This is a genomic window from Rhizobium sp. CECT 9324 (genome assembly GCF_918741265.1).
Classification (GTDB): Bacteria; Pseudomonadota; Alphaproteobacteria; order Rhizobiales; family Rhizobiaceae; genus Allorhizobium.
This window is the reverse complement of record NZ_CAKKMZ010000001.1, coordinates 1,316,506-1,336,208: the sequence shown is the minus strand read 5'-3', so window position 1 is coordinate 1,336,208 and position 19,703 is coordinate 1,316,506. Positions and strand designations below refer to the sequence as shown.

Genomic DNA, 19,703 nt, shown 5'->3' with positions numbered 1-19,703 from the left:
CAGCCATGAACCGGTTCATCCGTCTTTTGCTGCTGATTGCAGCCCTGGCCTATGGTGCGATGCCGATTTCCGGCGCGATTGCCATGGGTATGGGTATGTCGCAAAGCGATGGCATGGCGGCAGATCCCGGCCAGCACGGCACGATGGTCGCGACAACCGATCCGGACTGTCCGCATGCGGCTGCCTCTTCCAAGCCGTCGGGCAAAGCCGGTGGGGTAAAGATGCTGCCGGGCGGGCATTGCGCCGCCTGCGTGACGCTTGCGCCGCAGATCGCCTTTGCCGATGCCGGAAAGCCGGCGCGGGCCGCGGAAGCGCCACAGCTCTCGCCGCGTCTTCTCTCGCGCAGTCTTGCCCCGCAGGTGCCCCCTCCCCGGTCCTGATCGTGATGTTGCGGCGGCTTGACCGCCAAATCACCATTCAATCATCCCGGATGAGACATCCCGTTCAAGACAGGGGAAAACCATGCTGAAGACAACCATCGTTGCGGCGTCGCTGACGCTCGCTCTCACCACCTCGTTTGCCATCGCCCAGGACAACACGATGCATCAGGACCATATGATGCCGATGGCCGACAAGCAGATGCCGATGGGCGATATCGGCCCGTCGTCGCAAGCCTTCAAGGCGGCCAATGACAGGATGCATGCCGACATGGCCGTGCCGTTGACCGGCAATGCCGATGTCGATTTCGTTCGCGGCATGATCCCGCATCACCAGGGCGCAATCGACATGGCCCGCATCGTGCTGGAACACGGCAAGGATCCCGAGATCCGCAAACTGGCGGAAGGCGTGGTCCAGGCGCAGGAAGGCGAGATCGCCATGATGAAGGACTGGCTGGCGAAGAACGGCCAATAGGCCATCTGTTGAAACAGGCCTGAACAATCGCAATGGCGCAGCAAGGCGCCATTGCTTTGCCGGAGTGGCAGGCTAATCTCTGGCGCATTCACATCCCGGAGGGCGCGATGTCCATTCGTCCGATCACCGTCATCGGCTTCGACGCCGACGATACGCTTTGGCAGAACGAGCAGTATTACAAGCTGACGGAAGCGCATTTTCAAAGCCTGCTGGCCGATTTTGCCGAAGGCGACCGCGTTTCGGAACGGCTGCTGGAGGCCGAGAAGCGCAATCTTGCCCATTACGGCTTCGGGATCAAAGGTTTCACCCTGTCGATGGTCGAGACCGCGCTGGAGATCACCGACGGCCGGGTGCCGAGTTCGGTGATTGGCGAAATCCTGTCGATCGGCCGCGAATTGCTCAGCCACCCGGTCGAATGCCTGCCGCATGCACGCGAGGCGCTGGAGGCACTTTCCGGCCGCTATTTCCTCGTGCTGATCACCAAGGGCGACCTGTTCGACCAGGAACGCAAGCTGGCGCAATCGGGTCTCGGCGACTATTTCGACGCCGTCGAGATCGTCTCCGACAAAACCGCCACCACCTATCGCCGGATCTTCGGCAAACATGGCGAGGGGCCGGAACGCTCGATGATGATCGGCAATTCGCTGAAATCCGACATCGTACCGGCGATAGCCACCGGCGCCTGGGGCGTGTTCGTGCCGCATGAACTGACCTGGGTGCTCGAGCATGTCGACCGGCCGACCGAGGCACCGCGCTTTCGCGAGGTCCCGCATCTGGGCGACGTGCCGTCCCTGATCGAGACACTGAGCCAGCAGGAGTGATCATGCGATCCTTTGACGAAATCTGGGCACTTGCCGTCGATCGCAAGGGCGAGGCGGAGGTGCTGCAGACCCTGCAGCACCCAAAACCGCTTGCCGAGATTGCCGCTACGCCGGACGACCGTTTTCTGGCGACGATGACCCGATGCATCTTCCAGTCCGGCTTCAACTGGAAGGTCGTGGACGCTATGTGGCCGGGCTTCGAGGCCGCCTTCGACGGTTTCGACATCGGGCGCTGCGCCATGCTGCATGACGAAGATTTCGAGCGGCTGGTCTCCGATACGCGGATCGTCCGGCATGGGCCGAAGATCCGGGCGGTGCAGCAGAACGCCGCCTTCCTGTCGGACATCGCACGCGACCATGGCGGCGCCGGCGCCTTCTTTGTCGATTGGCCGGCGGACAATTACATTGGGCTGCTCGACCTGCTGCAGAAACGCGGAACCCGGCTGGGCGGTAATACCGGCCAGTATTTCCTGCGCTTTTCCGGTATCGACAGCTTCATCCTGTCGCAAAGCGTCGTCCACCGGTTGATTGCCGAGGGCGTGGTCGCCAAGGCGCCGACTTCGGCCAGGGACAAGGCGGCCGTGCAAGGAGCGTTCAACCACTGGCGCGAACAGTCAGGCCGGTCGCTGACGGAGATCAGCCGCGTGCTGGCGATGAGCATCGACTAGCGGCTTAGGGACGCACGAATACCAGGCGCTTTTCCTCGATACCCTGCCGGCAGCAGCAGCCTTCGATATGGTCGTTGACCAGGCCCATGGCCTGCATGAAGGCGTAGACCGTGGTCGGGCCGACAAAACTCCAGCCGCGCTTCTTCAGGTCCTTCGACAAGCGCACCGACGTCGGCGAAGTCGGATTGGCCCTGAGCGTGGCATAATCCATGCGGGCGGGACGCTCGCTCGGATCCGGCTCGAACCTCCAGAAATAGCGGGCCAGCGAGCCGAACTCGGCCTTCAGATCGATGGCATGGCGGGCATTGTTGATCGTCGAGACGATCTTGCCGCGATGGCGGATGATGCCGGCATCGGCGAGGCAGCGGGCGATATCGTCATCACCGAACAGGGCGACCTGATGAAAGTCGAAGCCGGCGAAGGCTGCGCGGAAATTGTCGCGCTTACGCAGGATGGTCAGCCAGGACAGGCCCGACTGGAAACCTTCGAGGCAGATCTTTTCAAGCAGCCGGATATCGTCGGTGACCGGATTGCCCCATTCCTCGTCGTGATAGCGGCGATAGTCTTCCAGACCGCCATGCCAGAAGCAGCGGACGAGCCCATCCTCGCCGGTGATCAGTCCTGTCTCGTCGGTACCCATGCGATTCCCCTCCGTTGCATCCGGCGTTTACCATTTGTTCACGAAGTTTCCAAACGCGGCGCTAACCCTGACGAAAGGTTTACGCACGCGCACGCATTTTCATGAACGCCTGTTTACCAATTGGCTGGGTTCGGACTGGCACGATCCGCGTCAGCAAGGCGCGTGGATTGATGCCGCCTTCCGTTGTTTTCGGTCCCATGTAGCGAGTTGTACGATGTCGAAGAAATTTATCCTGCTGGCGCTTCTGGCCAGCCTGCCGCTTGCCTTTCCGTCGTTCGCCAGCGAGCGCTACCAGAACCGGCCGCCGGTCATCGTCAGTCCCGACCTGTCGGCGCCATGGGTGATGCAGCTCGGTGGCGTGCCACAGCAGCGGCAACGGGTCGTCGCGCCGGCGCAGCGGCGGGCGACCCCGGTTTACCAGCGTCAGGTCCTGCAACAGCAGCGCCCGGTGCAGCAGCGACAGCTTCGCCAGCAGCGCCGCACCCTGTTCGACCAGCCGGGCGCCGTTTCGCGGCAGCCGGTTATCCAGCAGGCGGCGGTGCGTCCGAACAAGCCGATCCGCACGCAGATCGATCCGATCTTCCTGCCGCAAATGGTCGCCTATGAAACCGCGCACAAGCCGGGCACCATCGTCATCGACACCAACAACCGCTTCCTCTACCTGGTGATGGATGGCGGCCAGGCGAAGCGTTATGGCGTCGGCGTCGGCAAGCCGGGCTTCGAATGGGCCGGCACGCACAAGGTGACGCGCAAGGCCGAATGGCCGTCCTGGCATCCGCCGCAGGAAATGATCAAGCGCGAGGCCGCCAAGGGCCATTACCTGCCGGCCTCGATGGAAGGCGGACCGGAAAATCCGCTCGGCGCCCGCGCCTTGTATCTCGGCTCCACACTCTACCGCATCCACGGCACCAATGCGCCCTGGACGATCGGTAACGGGGTTTCCTCCGGCTGCATCCGCATGCGCAATGAAGACGTGACCGATCTCTACGAGCGGGTGAATGTCGGCACCAAGGTTATCGTGCTGTAAAATACACAGGCGGCTGAGAAGCCGTTGCGAGGCCTTTTAGGACTTGCTTTGGGAGGGGAGTCGGCTAGGCTCTCCTCCTATCGATTTTCGGGGGACTATCCATGCAGACCAGCATTCGACTTCGAGCCGCAGCCGCAATACTTGCCGCAACATTCGCGCTGCCCTTGCCGGCCGAGGCCATCAGCCTGAACCGCATCCAGACGACCAGCGACGTAGTGCTGGTGGCGCAGCCGAAGCAGGTTCCGGAGAAATTCAAGCGCCGCGCCGTGCGCCTGCAGACCGACGAACAGCCGGGCACGATCATCATCGATACCAACAACAAGTTCCTCTACCTCGTCGAGGGCAAAAACCGCGCATTGCGCTACGGCGTCGGCGTCGGCCGCGAGGGCTTCGGCTGGTCTGGCGTGGTGAAGGTCGGCCGCAAGGAAGAATGGCCGAGCTGGCGTCCGCCGGCCGAAATGCGCCGTCGCGAAGCGGCCAAGGGCCATATCCTGCCGATCGTGCAGGAAGGTGGAGTCGACAATCCGCTCGGCGCCCGCGCCATGTATCTCTACAAGGGCGGCCGCGACACGATCTTCCGCATCCATGGCACCAACCAGCCCTGGACCATCGGCCTCAACATGTCGTCCGGCTGCATCCGCATGATGAACAAGGATGTCGAGCACCTGTACGAACGCGCCTCCATCGGCGCCAAGGTCATCGTCGTCGGACCGGGCAACCGCCAGGGCGATGTGAGCTTCGAAGACAAGGGCGTCGATTTCCTGCGCACCGTCTTCGGCGGCTGAAATCACAAGAGGCCAGCGTGGTGACACACATCACGTTGGCTGCGGCACCATCACTTGATGGCGCAGAATATCGGAGCCTCGTGTGAGATGATCGTTTCGCGCGGGGCTTTTTTGTCGACGGCCAACCGCGAGACCTTCAGGGCATAGCTGCCCTTGAAACTGGCTTCCTGATCAGAACCGCGCTGGGTGATGACCGACAACTCGACCTGCGCCGTGGGCTTTTTTTCGGGAAGAAAGGCACGGATCTGGAAACGCATTTCCTTTCCGTCCATCCAGTATTGCTGCAGCATTTCGGAATTGATCTCGAACCGGCCGAGTTCGGGCGGCGCATCGGGTCCCTTGACCGCGGCGATGCCCCGGAAATGCACCAGCTTCTTGGCGTCTTTCTTGCTGAAGCCGCTTTCCAAAGACATGTTCAGCACGGCGTCCGACGTGGCGCAATAGATCCGTCCAGCCGCGTATGCCGCCTGCCCGTCCGCGATCAGCACCGCCAGCGCAAGAGAGGCCACTAACTTCAACATGTTTCCTCCTCGGGATTACACCATCCCGAAGCCACTATAACAGCGAGCACTTAATAATTTACGCCTGAACCTGCCGAGGCCGCATCAGTGCCGCCGGCTTTTCGCCGCCATAGGCCCAGTCGAGCAGTTCGACCGTGTGCACGATCGGAATGCCCGTCGCCGAGCCGATCTGGGTCATGCAACCGATATTGCCGGCGGCGATCAGATCCGGCCGGGTGGATTCGATATTCCTGACCTTGCGGGCCTTGAGCCTGGCGGAAATTTCCGGCTGCATGATGTTGTAGGTGCCGGCCGAGCCGCAGCAGAGATGGCCTTCGGGCGGATCCTTGACGGTAAAACCTGCCGCCTTCAGCAGTTGTTTCGGCGCCATCGTGACCTTCTGGCCGTGCTGCAGCGAGCAGGCCGAATGATAGGCGACGGTCAACCCCTTCGGTTCGCATGCCGGCAGATCGAGGCCGGCGAGATATTCGGTGACGTCCTTCGCCAGGGCCGAAATCCGCGCCGCCTTTTTGGCATAGGCGGGATCGAGGCGCAGCATGTGGCCATAATCCTTGATCGTGGTGCCGCAGCCGGATGTGGTGATGATGATGGCATCGAGCCCGCCGGCCTCGATCTCGCGACACCAGACATCAATGTTGCGCCGGGCGGACGCAAGCGCCTGTTCCTCGCGCCCCATGTGATGCACCAGCGCGCCACAGCAGCCCTCGCCTTGCGGCACCACCACTTCGACGCCAATGCGGGTCAACAAACCGATCGCGGCCGCATTGATGCCGGGATCGAGCACGGGCTGGGCGCAGCCGGTGAGGATAGCCACGCGGCCACGGCGTGTGGCCTGCGGCGCATGGTTTGCCGGTTGTGCCAGTGGCGATGGCGCCGGCACGGACGCGGGGGCAAGCCGGAGCATGGCCGCAAACGGCTTCAGCGACGGAACACGATCAAACAAACCAGCCAGGGGACGCCCAAGTCCGGCGAGCCGCAGCGCCAGGCGAAAACGCCCCGGATAGGGCAGGGCCATCGCCAGGACGGCGCGTGTCAGGCGGTTCATCAGCGGCCGCCTGTAGGTCTTTTCGATATGGATGCGGGCATGGTCGACTAGGTGCATATAGTCGACGCCCGATGGACAGGTGGTCGTGCAGGCCAGGCAAGACAGACAGCGGTCGATATGGGTGACGATTTCTTTGTCGGCGGCGCGGCCATTCTCCAGCATGTCCTTGATCAGGTAGATGCGGCCGCGCGGGCTGTCGAGCTCGTTGCCAAGCGTGACATAGGTCGGACAGGTGGCGGTGCAGAAGCCGCAATGCACGCATTTGCGCAGGATCGATTCCGCCTCCGCAATATGCGGATCGGCAAGCTGCTCGGCGGTGAAATTGGTCTGCACGTCGATCCTCCGAAAGAGCGACAACCGAGAAAACCCGGATCGTCGCTCTCCTCACTTGCTGATTAGACCCACCAACTGTCGGGTCGTTCGATCGGCTGGTTTGCCGAAACCTTCTGCAGGCCGATGACGCAGCGCACGACGATCCAGATCGCGGTGGCAAACAGCAGGATCAGCCCGAAGAAAAAGATCGCCAGAATGGAAGAGACCAGCGCGTAGAGAAGGCCGATCCAGAAGGTGCGGATCGCCCAGGTGTAATGTGTATCAACCCATGCGGCTCCCTTGCCGCGGTTCATATAGGCGATCACCAGGCCGATGATGCCGCTGATGCCGACGACAAAACTGACGAGATAGAGGCCATAGACCAGCTGGGCATTGAGACGGCCCGGCGTGAACCAGCTCTCCGTCGATGAAGGGGTCGGCACTTGTGAATTCGGATCGGTCATAGCGTAGCTCCTGGCGCCATCAATCCGGGATTGAAGATCCCGTGCGGATCGAATTTTGCCCTGATGCGCTGTGAAAGCAAGGCAACCGCCGGCAATTGCGGCTCGAAGGCCGGCGTGATGGCACGAACCGCATCCGGCGCCCGCATCAGCGTGGCATGGCCGCCACCGAGCGTGCGGATGCCATGGCGCAGGATCTCGGCTTCCGGATCCGCCTCCATGCGCATCCAGATCAGGCCGCCCTGCCAGTCATAGAAGGCATCGACACCGGCGCGCAGGCGCAGACCAGCGACCAGTTTCCAGCCCTCCGACGGCGGCGTGGACACGCGCCAGAGCGGGCGCGACGAGCCATCGGCGTAAGGAGCCACATCGCGGATCTCGCGCCAGAGGAAGACGGTCTCGTCGACAGAAAGCCGGGAGACCGGGCCATAAGCAGCCATGGCGGCCAGAAGTTTTTCGGCGCGCACGGCAACCGAGGCGGTGAGGCCTTCCAGCCGCAGCACGGTGGCCGATCCTTCCGGCAGCGCGCCGCCGATGAAGCGGCCCGCCACGCTTTCCGGAAGATGCGCCGCACCCGAGACTTCGACCGGCAGCGCCATGGCCGCGGCCATCGCCCGTATGGCGGCTTCATCGTCGAGGCTCGACAGAACCACGGTCACGGCCGTTTTCGGTGTCGGCAGAACCTTGAAGGTGACTTCGGTAAGGAAGCCGAGCGTGCCATGGGAGCCGGCGAGCAGCTTGACGAGATCGAGCCCGGTGACATTTTTCATCACCTTGCCGCCGGCCTTGATGATCTCACCGCGTCCATTGACGAAACGCACCCCAAGCAGATGGTCGCGGGCAGCGCCCACGGTGAAGCGGCGCGGGCCGGAGGCATTGGTGGTAAACAGGCCACCGAGCGTCGGCTCGCCAGCTGTTCCCATCAAGCCGCGATGGTCGATCGGCTCGAAGGCCATGGCCTGGCCGTTTTCGGCCAGTGCTGCCTCGATCTCGGCGACCGGCGTGCCGGCCCTTGCGGTGATCACCATCTCGGCCGGATTATAGGCGGTGATGCCCGTGAGGCCGGAAGCGCTGAGTGGTGAGGCGCCCGTCACCGGATTGCCGAAACCGGCACGGGTGCCGCCGCCGGATATCCGCAGCGGCTCGCCACGTCCGGCATGGTCGCGGACGATGTCTGCGGCTTCTGTTTCGGTTGTCGGGATCAGCATGAGATGGGCTTTCGCGGAAAGCGACGTGTGATTGGCCGGTCGGCGTGGTGGATGTGAGTACCCCCCTCTGCCCTGCCGGGCATCTCCCCCTCAAGGGGGGAGATCATTTGGAGCAGCGCCTTGCACACTTCAGACGCCGAAGACGCAAACGAGAGCGTCATGCACCACGGTTGGCTTGAGGCAAAAGCATCACGGCTTGCCGATCTCCCCCCTTGAGGGGGAGATGCCCGGCAGGGCAGAGGGGGGTGCACCATCGAAGCCACCATCACGACCTCCCCTCCAGCGGAAAGACCTTGGACGGATTGAGGATCCAGGCTTCATCGAAGGCGGAACGTACGGCCATCTGCTGGGCGAGATCGACCTCGGCGAACTGGTGGCGCATCAGGTCGCGTTTCTCGATGCCGACACCGTGTTCGCCGGTCAGGCAGCCGCCGGCATCGACGCAGAGTTTGAGGATTTCCATGCCGGCGGCTTCGGCCTTGGCGGCGTCTTCGGGATCGTTGATATTGTAGAGGATCAGCGGGTGCATATTGCCATCGCCGGCGTGGAAGACATTGGCGACACGCAGGCCGTAGCGATCGATGATCTCGGAGGTCTTGCGCAGGACATAGGCGAGCTGGCTGAGCGGCACCGTGCCGTCCATGCAGATGTAGTCGGCGATGCGGCCGGTGGCGCCGAAGGCCGATTTGCGGCCTTTCCAGATCAGCGCGGCCTCGGTCGCCGACTGGCATTCGCGCACGGTCTTGACGCCGTGTCGCCTGGCGATCTCGACGATCGACAGCAGCATCGCGTCCATCTCCGCCTCCGAGCCTTCGACCTCGATGATCAGCAGGGCTTCGACATCGAGCGGATAACCGGCCTTGGCAAAGGCCTCGCAAATCTCGATTGCCGGCTTGTCCATGAATTCGATGGCGACCGGGACAATGCCGGCGCCGATGACATCGGCGACGCAGGATCCGGCGGCCTCGGCGCTGTCAAAGCCGAAGAGAACCGGGCGCGCGCCTTCCGGCTTGGCGAGCAGGCGCACGGTCGCTTCGGTGACGATGCCGAGCTGGCCTTCCGAGCCGCAGATGAGGCCGAGCAGGTCATAACCCTCAGCATCGAGATGTTTGCCGCCGAGATCAATCACCGTGCCATCGACCAGCACCAGTTTGACGCCGAGCAGGTTGTTGGTGGTGACGCCGTATTTCAGACAATGGGCGCCGCCGGAATTCATCGCGATATTGCCGCCAATGGTGCAGGCGAGCTGTGAACTCGGATCGGGCGCATAGAAGAAGCCATCAGCACCGACGGCCTCGGAAATGTTGAGATTGGTGACGCCGGCCTGCACGGTTGCCGTGCGGTTGGCAAAGTCGATGTCGAGTATGCGGCTCATCGCCGACAGGCCGAGAACCACGGCGTCCTCCTGCGGGATCGCGCCGCCGGACAAGGAGGTGCCGGCGCCGCGTGGCACGACCGGGATGGCATGACGATGACAATATTTCATCACCGCCGCGACCTGTGCCGTGGTTTCCGGCAGGACGACGGCGAGCGGCCTGCGGCGATAGGCAATGAAACCGTCGGTCTCGAAGGGTACCAGCGCATTGGGCTCGTGCACCAGTCGTCCGGCCGGAACAAGCTCGGCGAGATCGGTAAGGATTTCGGCGCGGCGTGACAGGATGGCTGCCTGCGGCGGCAAAAAGGCGATGGCTTCGGACATGCTGATACTCCCTCGTTCCACCGTAGTCCCGCGCCGCCGGATCCTCAACATGCATCAACTGGTAAAAAATACTTACCATTTTGAATCGCGAACAGCAAATGCTAAGCACTTATGACAAATTGGTAAAAAGTAGCATTCACTGATGACAAATCTTGGCGATCTTGAAGTCTTCGTTCGCGTGATTGCGGCCGGAAGCATGTCGACCGCCGCGCGTGACCTCGGCCTGTCGCCCGCCGTTGTGTCGAAACGCATCAAGCGGTTGGAAGACAAGCTCGGCACCCGGCTTCTGCAGCGCACCACACGACAGATCTCGCTGACGGAAGCGGGCCAAGGTTTTCATGAGCGGGTGCTGACCGTGCTTGGCGGGCTGGAAGAGGCGGAAGCCTTTGCCTCCGGGCGCTCGTCGGAGGTCAATGGCACGCTGAAGATCTCGGCGCCAACCTCCTTCGGCCGCATGCATGTCGCGCCGCATCTGAAGCCGTTCATGCAGGCGCATCCGGATCTGGAAATCCATCTCGTGCTCTCCGACGAGTTCACCGACATTGTCGGCGGCGGCTTTGATCTCGCGATCCGCATTGCCGAACTGAACGACAGTTCGCTGGTGGCGCGCAGGCTGGCGCCGGTGCGCCGCGTTCTCTGCGCCTCGCCGGACTATCTGGCGGAACACGGCGAGCCCAAGGCGCTGGAAGACCTCAAACGTCATCGCTGTCTGCCGGCGCACAATCACGAAGCCTGGCGGCTCGAGGGGCCGACCGGGGCCATAACGCTCCGGCCGGAAGGCATGTTGACGACCAATTCCAGCGAGGTGATCCGCGAGGCGGTGATCGCCGGTCTCGGCATCGCCCTGCGCTCGACCTGGGATATCGGCGCCGAACTCAGGTCCGGAAAACTGGTGCAGGTTCTGCCGGCCTATGAAAGCTCGCGCAATGTGGCGCTGTCGGCGGTCTATCCGAGCCGGCAGTTTTTGCCGGCCAAGGTGCGGCTGTTCATCGACTATGTGGCAGAGCTTTATGGGCCGCACCCTTATTGGGATAGGTAAGCACACACCTACCAAACAGGCGCGCGCCAACAGCGGTCCGGCTTACGGCCAGATGCCCGGAACAGCGCTCCAGAAACCATGCTTCTTCGGATGGTTGCGGCGCAGGTCGTCGACGAAATCCTCGTGGTCCTTGAGCCTAACATCGTCCGGCAGATGTGGCGCGATCCGGCCAAGCTCGACCAAATAGCGGGCGGCAAACGGATAGGCGATACCGATGCCGCGGCGGAGGATATCTGATATAAGCGTGCGGTAGAGGACCGTTGCGGCCAGCGGCTGCTGGTCAGCCAGCGCTTCGGCCGCCGGCGCGAGATCCTCGAAATAGCGGCCTTCCCAGCGATCATCGTGTCGCAGCACATGGGCGGCAGCGCGATCGAGCTTGGGCCAGGTGACGAAAAACTCCAGCGCGGCGTAGATATCGCTGGCATTTTCGACCAGCGCAAAGGCCCGGTCGATCTCGTCGAATTCGGCAAAATCATCGAGTTTGGCGAGATAGAGCTTGAGCACGGCCGGATCGAAGGTCTCGGAAAACTCGCGCCAGCGCAAAGCCTGCGCATCTTCGCGACGTTTCAACCGTTCCAGGATTTCCGCCTCGAGCAGACGGCGCTCGCGGGCGCCATATTCCGGACCGACCGAAACCAGTTCCCCATTAAACGGCAGCAGGCGCAGACCGCTCGGACGTTGCTGCACCCATTCCAGCGCGTCCTGAAAACGGCCGGCGGCATGCAGCAGGGCGGCCATGGCCAGCGTGTCGCGGCGGTTTTCCGGCTTGCTGTTTTCGAGCTTCAGCAGCGTGTCGAGATCACCCTGATGCACGGCCAAAGCCTGCAGCAGGTCGAGCGCGCCGAGCTTCAGCGGCTCCTTTGCCAGGACCTCGTTGAGCAGCGCCTTCCAGCTTTCGGCAGCCGGCTTGCCGAGAACGCCGGTCAGCGTCCGCAGAAATCCGGTATGCTCGCCGTAGCGATCGCGCAGCCGCAGCTTTTCGATCTGCGGCACCAGCAGAACCTGCTCTTCGGGCGCAATCGTTCCGATCAATTCGGCCGCCGCGACCTCGGTATCGTCAAACACCTTCCACAGCCGTGCATTGTCCGACACCAGGCGCGCCGAGATCGGGAAGCGCAGCGCGAGGAACCGCAGGATGCGCTCGGCGGCACCGGCCGGATCGGCCGCGCCGAGTTCCGACAGGATATTGCGCGACAGGCCGGCAAATTCGATCGCCAGATCCTTGGCACGTGCCGTGTTGATGCGCGTCACCGCCTGATCATAGGTGTCGAGGCGCTTGTCGAGCAGGCGGGCCATTTCGTGCGGGCCGGTCTCGCCTGCCAGTGCCGTCAGCAGCCGCGCCTTCAGGGCCTTGTTGGCCGTCGCCTCCTCAAGCAGGATCTCGACCAGCTTGTCGAGGCCCAGGCCGGAGAGCCCCTTCTTGTCGAGTTTCGCGCGTGTCTGCCTTGCCATCTAGTCCGCTTACATCATTCCTGCCGTTGGCACCTATATCGGCTGCCCTACTGGGACGGGCAAGCAAATTCGAAACAACACATCGGTGATAAGCAAGCCTATTCGCACTAGAATGCTCTCGGCGACATTCCCGTGCAATGACCGGCCTCAATGCCCGTCTTCGTGGCTTCTCCTGATCCGCCGGACCACCCACCAGACGCCGAAAACGACGAAGGGCACCGAGACGCCGGTGATCACCGCCGCGTCGACCGGCAGGAGATCGTGGCTGACGGCCTTTGCGGCATAACCGATCAGACCGATCACATAATAGGAAATCGCCGCGACCGAGAGGCCTTCGACCGTCTGCTGCAGGCGCAGCTGCATTTCGGCGCGCCGGTTCATCGTGGTCAGCAGATCGGAATTCTGCCGCTCCAGTTCGACGTCGATCCAGGATCGCACAAGGCCGGTAGCGCGCGACAGCTTGCGCGACAGGTTGGCCTGGCGTTCCTCGATCGACTGGCAGGTGCGCATGGCCGGTGCGAGGCGCCGCTCGAGGAAGGAACCGAGGGTTTCGTGACCCGGAACCGGCGTCTCGTCGAGCGTCTTGATGCGCTCGCGCACGATGCCGTCATAGGCGCGGCTGGCGCCGAAGCGGTAGAGGCTGAGCGCGGCATTGGCCTCGAGTTCGGCGGCAAGGCGGGTGATCTCGGCCAGCATCTCGTCGGATTCTTCGCGGGCATGGGCCTTCATGCGCTGGGTGACTGCGGTCAGGCCATCTTCGATGCGGCGGATTTCGGGCGACAAAGTCTGGGCAAGCGGCAGGCCAAGCATCGCCGTTGTGCGATAGGTCTCGATGTCGAGCAGGCGCTGGACCAGCGCGCCGCGGCCGGCCTCGGTCATGCCGCGATCGATGACCAGAATCTGGGTCAGGCCGTTACCATCCTGGCGAAAGTCGGTGAGCACCGCCGCCTGGCCGTTCTTCAGCTCGCTGTAACAGAGGCTGGCAGGATCGAACGCCGCCTTGGCTTCGTCGATGTCCGGCCCATCCGGGCGCAGCTCCAGCCTTATGCCGGAAATCAAGGGGCCAGGTGCTGTAAAGCCATCGCCGAACGGATGGATCGGCACATCGCCACCGAATTTTTCCGGCAGCGGTCCGTCCCAGAACCAGGTAGAAAACTCGGTGTGGCGCTCCCAGCGCAATGTGCCCTGCCCCCAGGCCAACTGGTGGTGGCGGGCCTGGCGCTCCGGCGGGGCGATGCCGCGGCCGCGCGACAGTTCGGCGATCGCCGCATGATGCACCGCCGCGCCGCCATCCATCATGAAGGCGAGCTGGAAGATGACGCGGCCGGATTTCACCAGCGCATAGGGGCGCGCATGGATCTCGCCCAGCGCCAGGGCCCGGTCCGCGGCCAGCGGAAATGCAAAATCACCCTTTGCCACGTGTCCGTCTCCGCTTGCGTCCCTCCTGACGTAGCAGCGAGAAGGAGCCGGGGCCAAGGAACAATCGTCACAGGCGGTGCAAGAGTTGAACAGGTGTCGCGTTTTCGCCACGGCGCAAGTGGACCATTAATTTGACCATTTGCACCGACACTTGGTAAAGCTCGCTCAAAGGGGAGAGGTCGATGAGCGACGGTGAAGATGGGCTTTTTGCGGGCGTCAGCCATAGCCGAACAGCCGACGAAGTGGTGCACCAGCTGGAATTGCTGATCCTCGACGGCGTGCTGCGCGATGGCGACAGGCTGCCCGGCGAGCGCGACCTTGCGCAATCGCTGGACGTCTCCCGACCGATCCTGCGCGAGGCGCTGAAGGAACTGGAGGCGCGCGGCCTGCTTGTCAGTCACCACGGCGGCGGTACATTTGTCGCCGATATCATCGGCCAGGTGTTTTCCAAGCCGATCACCGACCTGATCTCCCGGCATGCGCGCGCGACCCGCGACTATCTGGAATACCGGCGCGAACTGGAAGGGCTGACGGCGGAATTGGCCGCAAGACGGGCAACCGAGGCCGACAAAGCACTGCTGTCGCGGATCATCGACGACATGCGCCAGGCGCATGAAGCCGGCCTGCCGGAAGACGAACTTGCGGCGGATGTCGAGTTCCACAATGCAATCGGCGAGGCGGCGCATAATGTCATCCTCCTGCACACCATGCGCGCCTGCTACCGGTTGCTGTCGGAAGGCATTCTCTTCAATCGCCGAGCGGTTTTCTCGCTTGCGAATGCCCGCGAAAAGCTGCTCGATCAGCATGTGGCAATCCAAGACGCCATTCTCGCCGGCGATGCGGTGATGGCCAAGCAGGCGGCGCAGGCGCATATCGACTTCGTCATGCAGGCGGCCGCAGAAACGGCAAGATCAGACGAGTGGAACCGGGTTTCCAAGCTGCGCATGATCCGCCGCGACGGCCATGCACCGTCCGCACGCAGCCCGCGCCCCGGGCTGCCGCCCAAACCGGACAAGGCGTAATCCATGCCCTCGCGTGGCGGCATCGGGTTCGCGTGCAAACGCATTGCCGTGACCAGGGAACAAAAAGGCGTGAGTTTTTTGTTGCTTGTTTCAGCGACTTAGCTGACAAAAGCGCGCCACAAATCGTATTTATTGAAATTTTAATCTCACAACTTGGAACTTTGGCGTATCATGCGCGTTTTCAATGCGCTTCATACAAACACATTTTTCTGAGTGGGGACCATGACAAGACATATCGACCCGCAGGAGACGCCGCGTATCGCGCTGGTTTCCACCCATGGCTATGTGGCCGCTCACCCACCACTTGGCGCGGCCGATACCGGCGGACAGGTGGTGTATGTTCTCGAGCTGGCCAAGAAGCTCGCGCAACTCGGCCATCAGGTGGACATCTATACCCGGCGCTTCGAGGATCAGCCGGAAATCGACGTTGTCGACGACAATGTGCGCGTGGTGCGCATTCCCTGCGGCGGCCGCGATTTCATTCCCAAGGAATATCTCCATCGCCATCTGAACGAATGGAACGAGAAGGCGCTGCGCTATATCAGGCGCGAGGGCCTGTCCTATCTGTTCATCAACAGCCACTACTGGGATGCCGGCGTTGCCGGCCAGCGCCTGTCAGAGGCCTTGGGCGTGCCGCATATTCACACGCCGCATTCGCTCGGCATGTGGAAGAAGCGGCAGATGGAGACCGACTATCCGGAGCGGGCGGACAAGTTCGAGACCGAGTTCAACTTCAAGGAACGCATTCAACACGAGCTGATCGTCTATCGCAGCTGCCAGTTGGTGGTGGCGACGACGCCGATCCAGCTCGACATGCTGACACAGGATTACGGCGTCGCCCGCAACCGGGTGCACATGATCCCGCCGGGCTATGACGACAACCGCTTCTACCCCGTCTCGAACGCGTCGCGGCAGATGATCCGCAACCGGCTTGGATTCGAAGGCACCGTTGTATTGGCGCTGGGTCGGCTGGCAACGAACAAGGGTTACGATCTCCTGATCGACGGGTTTTCCGTGATGGCAAGCCGTATCCCAGACGCGCGGCTCTATCTGGCGCTCGGTGGCGAAAACCTCGACCCGCAGGAACAGAAGATCCTCGACGAGCTACATGCCAAGGTCTCGCATTACGGCCTCGAAGACCGCGTCGACTTCTCCGGCTTCATTGCCGACGACGATCTGCCGGACTACTACCGTGCCGCCGACATGTTCGTGCTGTCGAGCCGCTACGAGCCATTCGGCATGACCGCGATCGAGGCGATGGCGAGCGGAACGCCGACCGTGATCACGGTGCATGGCGGCCTGTTCCGCGCCGTGAGCTACGGACGTCATGCGCTGTTTGCCGATCCTTTCGACAAGGAGGATCTCGGCATCACGATGATGAAGCCGTTCAAGCATCCGCGGCTCTACGACCGCCTGTCCCGCATGGGCGCCCACAAGGCACGCAGCCTGTTCACCTGGACCGGCATCGCACAACAGCTCGTGGCGCTGGTCGAGGGCCGTCCGGTGGCGCAGGCGCTGGAAGAAAGTGATTGGGCCGAACCATGGAACGACGGCGATTGAAACCGATCCGGCTTTTTTCATCCGATCTCGACGGCACGCTTGCGGGTGATTGCCGCTCGACGCTTGAATTTGCCAAGCTGTGGGATGCGCTCGACCCGCAGACCCGTCCGCTGCTCGTCTATAACAGCGGACGCCTGGTCGGGGACATTCTGGAATTCACCGCGGAAGAGGGACTGCCGACCGCAGACTTCATCATCGGCGGTGTGGGCACGATGCTGCACGCAGCGCATGACGAAGGCCTCTCCGGCCTATATGCGCAGGCGCTCGGACGGGGTTTCGACAACCAGCGGATCGATGCATTGCTGCATCAGCTCGAACACCTGAGCCGCCAGCCGGAACAGTTCCAGCATGGGCTGAAATCCAGCTGGTTCCTGCACGATGCCACACCGGAGATGCTGCACGGTCTGGAGGCGATGCTGCGGAATTCCGGCCACGAGGCGCGTGTCGTCTATTCCAGCAACCGGGATCTGGACGTGATTCCTGTTCTGGCCGACAAGGGGCAAGCGCTGACGTGGCTTTGCCAGAGGCTGGAGGTCGGGCTGGACGAGGTCGTGGTGGCCGGAGACACCGGCAACGATCGCGCCATGTTCGAGCTGGCGGATGTGCGCGGTATCATGCCGGGCAACGCACTTGCTGAACTCGCAAGCCTCGCGAAGGGCAACCAGCGTATCGTGCAGGCCGAAGGTCAATGCGCGGCCGGCGTCATCGAAGGTTTGCGGCATTGGCAGGTGCTTTGATCCGGCAAAGCCGAACATCGGCCTAAACAACCAAACTTAGTCAGTTGCGCCACGACATGTCGCTTGACGATGCCCTCCTATCGACGGCTGCTGTTAGCACAACGAATCTGTGTATTTCCCAGATGCTTTGATGGCAACGTCTTCAAGTTGTCGTGGTATCGTGTCTTAGTCATATTAGAGAATTAAGGTATAGGATATTTGGCTATTTTGCGCCGTATGGCATCAGATCTGAAGCTCATGTTCCGGCGGCCGCTGCGCCAGCAGTTTGCCGCCATATGCTATCGGCTGCGCAAAAAAAACGGTGATCTGGAAGTTCTTCTGATGACCAGCCGCGACACCGGTCGCTGGGTGATCCCCAAGGGCTGGCCGATGGAAGGCAAAAAGGCCCATGCCGTGGCCGAGCGTGAAGCCTACGAAGAAGCCGGCGTCAAGGGCAAGGCGAGCAAGGAGCCGATCGGCTTCTTTACCTACAACAAGCGCATGGACGGCGGGCTGAAGATCCTGTGCCGGGTCCAGGTGCATGCCCTCGAAGTCAAGGACATGCTCGATGACTTTCCGGAAAAGGGCATGCGCCGCATGGAATGGGTGAATTGCCAGGAGGCTGCATCCCGGGTGCAGGAGCCGGAACTGAAGATCCTGCTGCATAGCTTCGAACAGGACATGATCAACCGGGGCGCTGCGCGCAGCCGGGCCAATGCCGCCGAATAGGGTCGAATAGACCGGAACAACATCCATCTCCGTGTTGAACCTCTGGCTTTTTGCGCTTACGCAAGGAGATGAAATGCATGCCCGCGTCGTCGGTTTTGCCGCGACGCAGGAATGCATCTGATCCCCATGCCTCGGATGGCAAGACATCGGGTCGTTCCGTCCGAAGGAAAGCAAAATATGGCCAAGCCTGACCTGAAACCGCAACCCAGAGCGCAGTCCAAACTGTCCAAACCGACCCTGGACAAGGACCTCGACAACATCACCTACGCTGAAGAGGCCGCCCTGCATCTTTTGCGACGGGTGATGCCCTTCGGTATCGGCCTTGTCTTTCTGGTTCTGGTCATGGCGCTTGCCGGAATTTATGTCAGCGATCGGCCCGGTGCGGTGATCATGGTCGCGGCGGCTGTTCTCGGCGGCTATATGGCAATGAATATCGGCGCCAATGACGTGACCAACAATGTCGGCGCGGCCGTGGGTGCGCGGGCGATTTCCATCGGCGCCGCACTTGCGATGGCAGCCGTCTTTGAAATTGCCGGCGCGATGATCGCCGGCGACGACGTGGTCATGACGATTTCGCGCGGCATCCTGGCGCCGGAATCCGTCGGCAATCCGCAATCCTTCGCGACCGCCATGCTCGTCGCCCTGCTTGCGGCCGCACTTTGGATCAATCTGTCGACATGGTTGAATGCGCCCGTGTCGACCACGCATTCGATCGTGGGCGCGGTCATGGGCGCCGGCGTTGCCGCTGCCGGAATGGATGCCGTGAACTGGTCGTCGCTGGCCGGTGTCACCGCCAGTTGGATCATCTCGCCGCTTCTCGGCGGCGGGCTCGCGGCGCTCTTTCTCGCCTTCATCAAGGAATTCATTCTCTACCGCATGGACAAGATCGGCGCTGCCCGACGCTGGGTGCCTGTGCTGGTGGGCCTGATGGCCGGGGCATTTACCGTCTACCTGACCATCAAGGGCATCGGCCAGGTGTTTGAACTCCGGCGCTTTGACGCGCTGATCGCTGGGACATTCGTCGGCCTTGGATGCTGGCTGGTCGCCATTCCATGGATCCGCAGCCAGGCCGAAGGGCTGGAAAACCGCAATCAGTCGCTGCGCAAGCTGTTTCGCCTGCCCCTGGTGATATCCGCCGCCCTGCTGTCGTTTGCCCACGGCGCCAATGACGTTGCCAATGCGATTGGTCCGGTGGTGGCGATCTTCCAGGCGATTGGCGAGGATACGGCCATGGCACGCATGGCAACCCCGACCTGGGTCACCCTGATCGGCGCCCTCGGCATTGCCGTTGGCCTGTTGCTCTATGGCCCACGTCTTATCCGTCTCGTCGGCACGCAGATCACCAAGCTCAACCCGATGCGGGCGTATTGCGTGGCGCTTTCGGCCGCCGTTACCGTCATTCTGGCCTCGTCGCTCGGCTTGCCTGTCAGCTCGACCCATATCGCCATTGGTGCGGTCTTCGGTGTCGGCCTCTACCGCGAATGGTATATCCGCAACTCGAAACGCCGCATCCAGTATCTGCGGGAAAAATTCGGCAAATGGGACGCGGACGATGAACTGGTGGCGGAACGCGATCCCGATGAAGTCGGTCGCCGCCGTCTGGTTCGCCGTTCGCATTTCATCACCATGATCGCCGCCTGGAGCGTGACCGTGCCTTGCTCTGCGGGTCTGGCTGCCCTTCTCTACGGTGCCATTTCGCTGATGTTTGGACATATCTGAGGGTTTTT

At 62.3% G+C, this 19,703-nt stretch carries 20 protein-coding genes; 12 read left to right on the top strand and 8 right to left on the bottom strand.

What is annotated here, in order from left to right; translation table 11 throughout:
• The first annotated feature begins 5 nt into the window (after positions 1–5).
• From LQ231_RS06500 to LQ231_RS06485, 4 genes are all read left to right on the top strand, one after another.
• Positions 6–380 carry a hypothetical protein gene (locus tag LQ231_RS06500; protein WP_230170734.1) on the top strand — a complete coding sequence of 125 codons (375 nt, stop codon included), beginning with the start codon at positions 6–8 and terminating at the stop codon, positions 378–380.
• Between the two features lie 82 nt (positions 381–462).
• Positions 463–852: a DUF305 domain-containing protein gene (locus LQ231_RS06495; protein WP_230170733.1), complete on the top strand. Its 390-nt coding sequence runs from the start codon at positions 463–465 to the stop codon at positions 850–852.
• 107 nt (positions 853–959) lie between these two features.
• Positions 960–1,673, top strand: coding sequence for an HAD family hydrolase (locus LQ231_RS06490; RefSeq protein WP_230170732.1), 714 nt, complete (start codon positions 960–962; stop codon positions 1,671–1,673).
• Positions 1,674–1,675: 2 nt separating this feature from the next.
• Complete coding sequence (locus tag LQ231_RS06485; protein ID WP_230170731.1) at positions 1,676–2,341, top strand: DNA-3-methyladenine glycosylase I; 666 nt, start codon at positions 1,676–1,678, stop codon at positions 2,339–2,341.
• A 4-nt stretch (positions 2,342–2,345) separates the two neighbouring features.
• On the opposite strand, the gene LQ231_RS06480 is transcribed toward LQ231_RS06485, so the two are convergent.
• Positions 2,346–2,981 (bottom strand): DNA-3-methyladenine glycosylase I, encoded by a 636-nt coding sequence (locus tag LQ231_RS06480; protein WP_230170730.1) that lies wholly within the window; start codon positions 2,979–2,981, stop codon positions 2,346–2,348.
• A 214-nt stretch (positions 2,982–3,195) separates the two neighbouring features.
• Here LQ231_RS06480 and LQ231_RS06475 point away from each other — a divergent pair, with 214 nt between their 5' ends.
• Together LQ231_RS06475 and LQ231_RS06470 are read left to right on the top strand one after the other, a co-directional pair.
• Positions 3,196–4,008, top strand: coding sequence for a L,D-transpeptidase (locus LQ231_RS06475; RefSeq protein ID WP_230170729.1), 813 nt, complete (start codon positions 3,196–3,198; stop codon positions 4,006–4,008).
• A 101-nt stretch (positions 4,009–4,109) separates the two neighbouring features.
• Positions 4,110–4,793 carry a L,D-transpeptidase gene (locus LQ231_RS06470; protein ID WP_230170728.1) on the top strand — a complete coding sequence of 228 codons (684 nt, stop codon included), beginning with the start codon at positions 4,110–4,112 and terminating at the stop codon, positions 4,791–4,793.
• Between the two features lie 50 nt (positions 4,794–4,843).
• Here LQ231_RS06470 and LQ231_RS06465 read toward each other — a convergent pair whose 3' ends face one another.
• The 5 genes from LQ231_RS06465 to LQ231_RS06445 all read right to left on the bottom strand — a co-directional run bounded on the left by LQ231_RS06465 (position 4,844) and on the right by LQ231_RS06445 (position 10,039).
• Positions 4,844–5,314, bottom strand: a complete 471-nt coding sequence (locus LQ231_RS06465) for a hypothetical protein (RefSeq protein WP_230170727.1) — start codon at positions 5,312–5,314, stop codon at positions 4,844–4,846.
• Between the two features lie 58 nt (positions 5,315–5,372).
• Positions 5,373–6,692, bottom strand: a complete 1,320-nt coding sequence (glcF, locus tag LQ231_RS06460; RefSeq protein WP_230170726.1) for a glycolate oxidase subunit GlcF — start codon at positions 6,690–6,692, stop codon at positions 5,373–5,375.
• 62 nt (positions 6,693–6,754) lie between these two features.
• Complete coding sequence (locus LQ231_RS06455) at positions 6,755–7,135, bottom strand: DUF4870 domain-containing protein (protein ID WP_113140397.1); 381 nt, start codon at positions 7,133–7,135, stop codon at positions 6,755–6,757.
• Positions 7,132–8,340, bottom strand: coding sequence for an FAD-binding protein (locus tag LQ231_RS06450; RefSeq protein WP_230170725.1), 1,209 nt, complete (start codon positions 8,338–8,340; stop codon positions 7,132–7,134). The genes LQ231_RS06455 and LQ231_RS06450 overlap by 4 nt, the downstream gene beginning before the upstream one ends.
• A 265-nt stretch (positions 8,341–8,605) precedes the next feature.
• On the bottom strand, positions 8,606–10,039 hold the full coding sequence (locus LQ231_RS06445) for an FAD-linked oxidase C-terminal domain-containing protein (protein ID WP_230170723.1): 1,434 nt from the start codon (positions 10,037–10,039) through the stop codon (positions 8,606–8,608).
• Between the two features lie 142 nt (positions 10,040–10,181).
• Here LQ231_RS06445 and LQ231_RS06440 point away from each other — a divergent pair, with 142 nt between their 5' ends.
• Entirely contained in the window at positions 10,182–11,078 is an 897-nt protein-coding gene (locus LQ231_RS06440; RefSeq protein ID WP_230170722.1) for a LysR family transcriptional regulator, read from the top strand.
• A gap of 42 nt (positions 11,079–11,120) precedes the next feature.
• Here LQ231_RS06440 and LQ231_RS06435 read toward each other — a convergent pair whose 3' ends face one another.
• Together LQ231_RS06435 and LQ231_RS06430 are read right to left on the bottom strand one after the other, a co-directional pair.
• A complete protein-coding gene (locus LQ231_RS06435; protein WP_230170721.1) occupies positions 11,121–12,530 on the bottom strand; it encodes a DUF6880 family protein in 1,410 nt (469 codons plus the stop codon).
• Between the two features lie 147 nt (positions 12,531–12,677).
• Positions 12,678–13,949 (bottom strand): DUF3422 family protein, encoded by a 1,272-nt coding sequence (locus LQ231_RS06430; protein WP_113140394.1) that lies wholly within the window; start codon positions 13,947–13,949, stop codon positions 12,678–12,680.
• 182 nt (positions 13,950–14,131) lie between these two features.
• On the opposite strand from LQ231_RS06430, the gene LQ231_RS06425 reads away from it, so the two are divergent.
• The 5 genes from LQ231_RS06425 to LQ231_RS06405 all read left to right on the top strand — a co-directional run bounded on the left by LQ231_RS06425 (position 14,132) and on the right by LQ231_RS06405 (position 19,695).
• Positions 14,132–14,971, top strand: a complete 840-nt coding sequence (locus LQ231_RS06425; protein WP_230170720.1) for a FadR/GntR family transcriptional regulator — start codon at positions 14,132–14,134, stop codon at positions 14,969–14,971.
• A 222-nt stretch (positions 14,972–15,193) separates the two neighbouring features.
• Positions 15,194–16,531 (top strand): glycosyltransferase, encoded by a 1,338-nt coding sequence (locus tag LQ231_RS06420; RefSeq protein WP_230170719.1) that lies wholly within the window; start codon positions 15,194–15,196, stop codon positions 16,529–16,531.
• The gene (locus tag LQ231_RS06415; protein ID WP_230170718.1) at positions 16,513–17,268 is read left to right on the top strand and encodes an HAD-IIB family hydrolase; all 756 of its coding nucleotides are present in this window, start codon (positions 16,513–16,515) and stop codon (positions 17,266–17,268) included. The genes LQ231_RS06420 and LQ231_RS06415 overlap by 19 nt, the downstream gene beginning before the upstream one ends.
• A gap of 198 nt (positions 17,269–17,466) precedes the next feature.
• Positions 17,467–17,976 carry an NUDIX hydrolase gene (locus LQ231_RS06410; protein WP_162742566.1) on the top strand — a complete coding sequence of 170 codons (510 nt, stop codon included), beginning with the start codon at positions 17,467–17,469 and terminating at the stop codon, positions 17,974–17,976.
• A 177-nt stretch (positions 17,977–18,153) separates the two neighbouring features.
• Complete coding sequence (locus LQ231_RS06405; RefSeq protein WP_230170717.1) at positions 18,154–19,695, top strand: inorganic phosphate transporter; 1,542 nt, start codon at positions 18,154–18,156, stop codon at positions 19,693–19,695.
• The last annotated feature ends 8 nt before the right edge of the window (positions 19,696–19,703 follow it).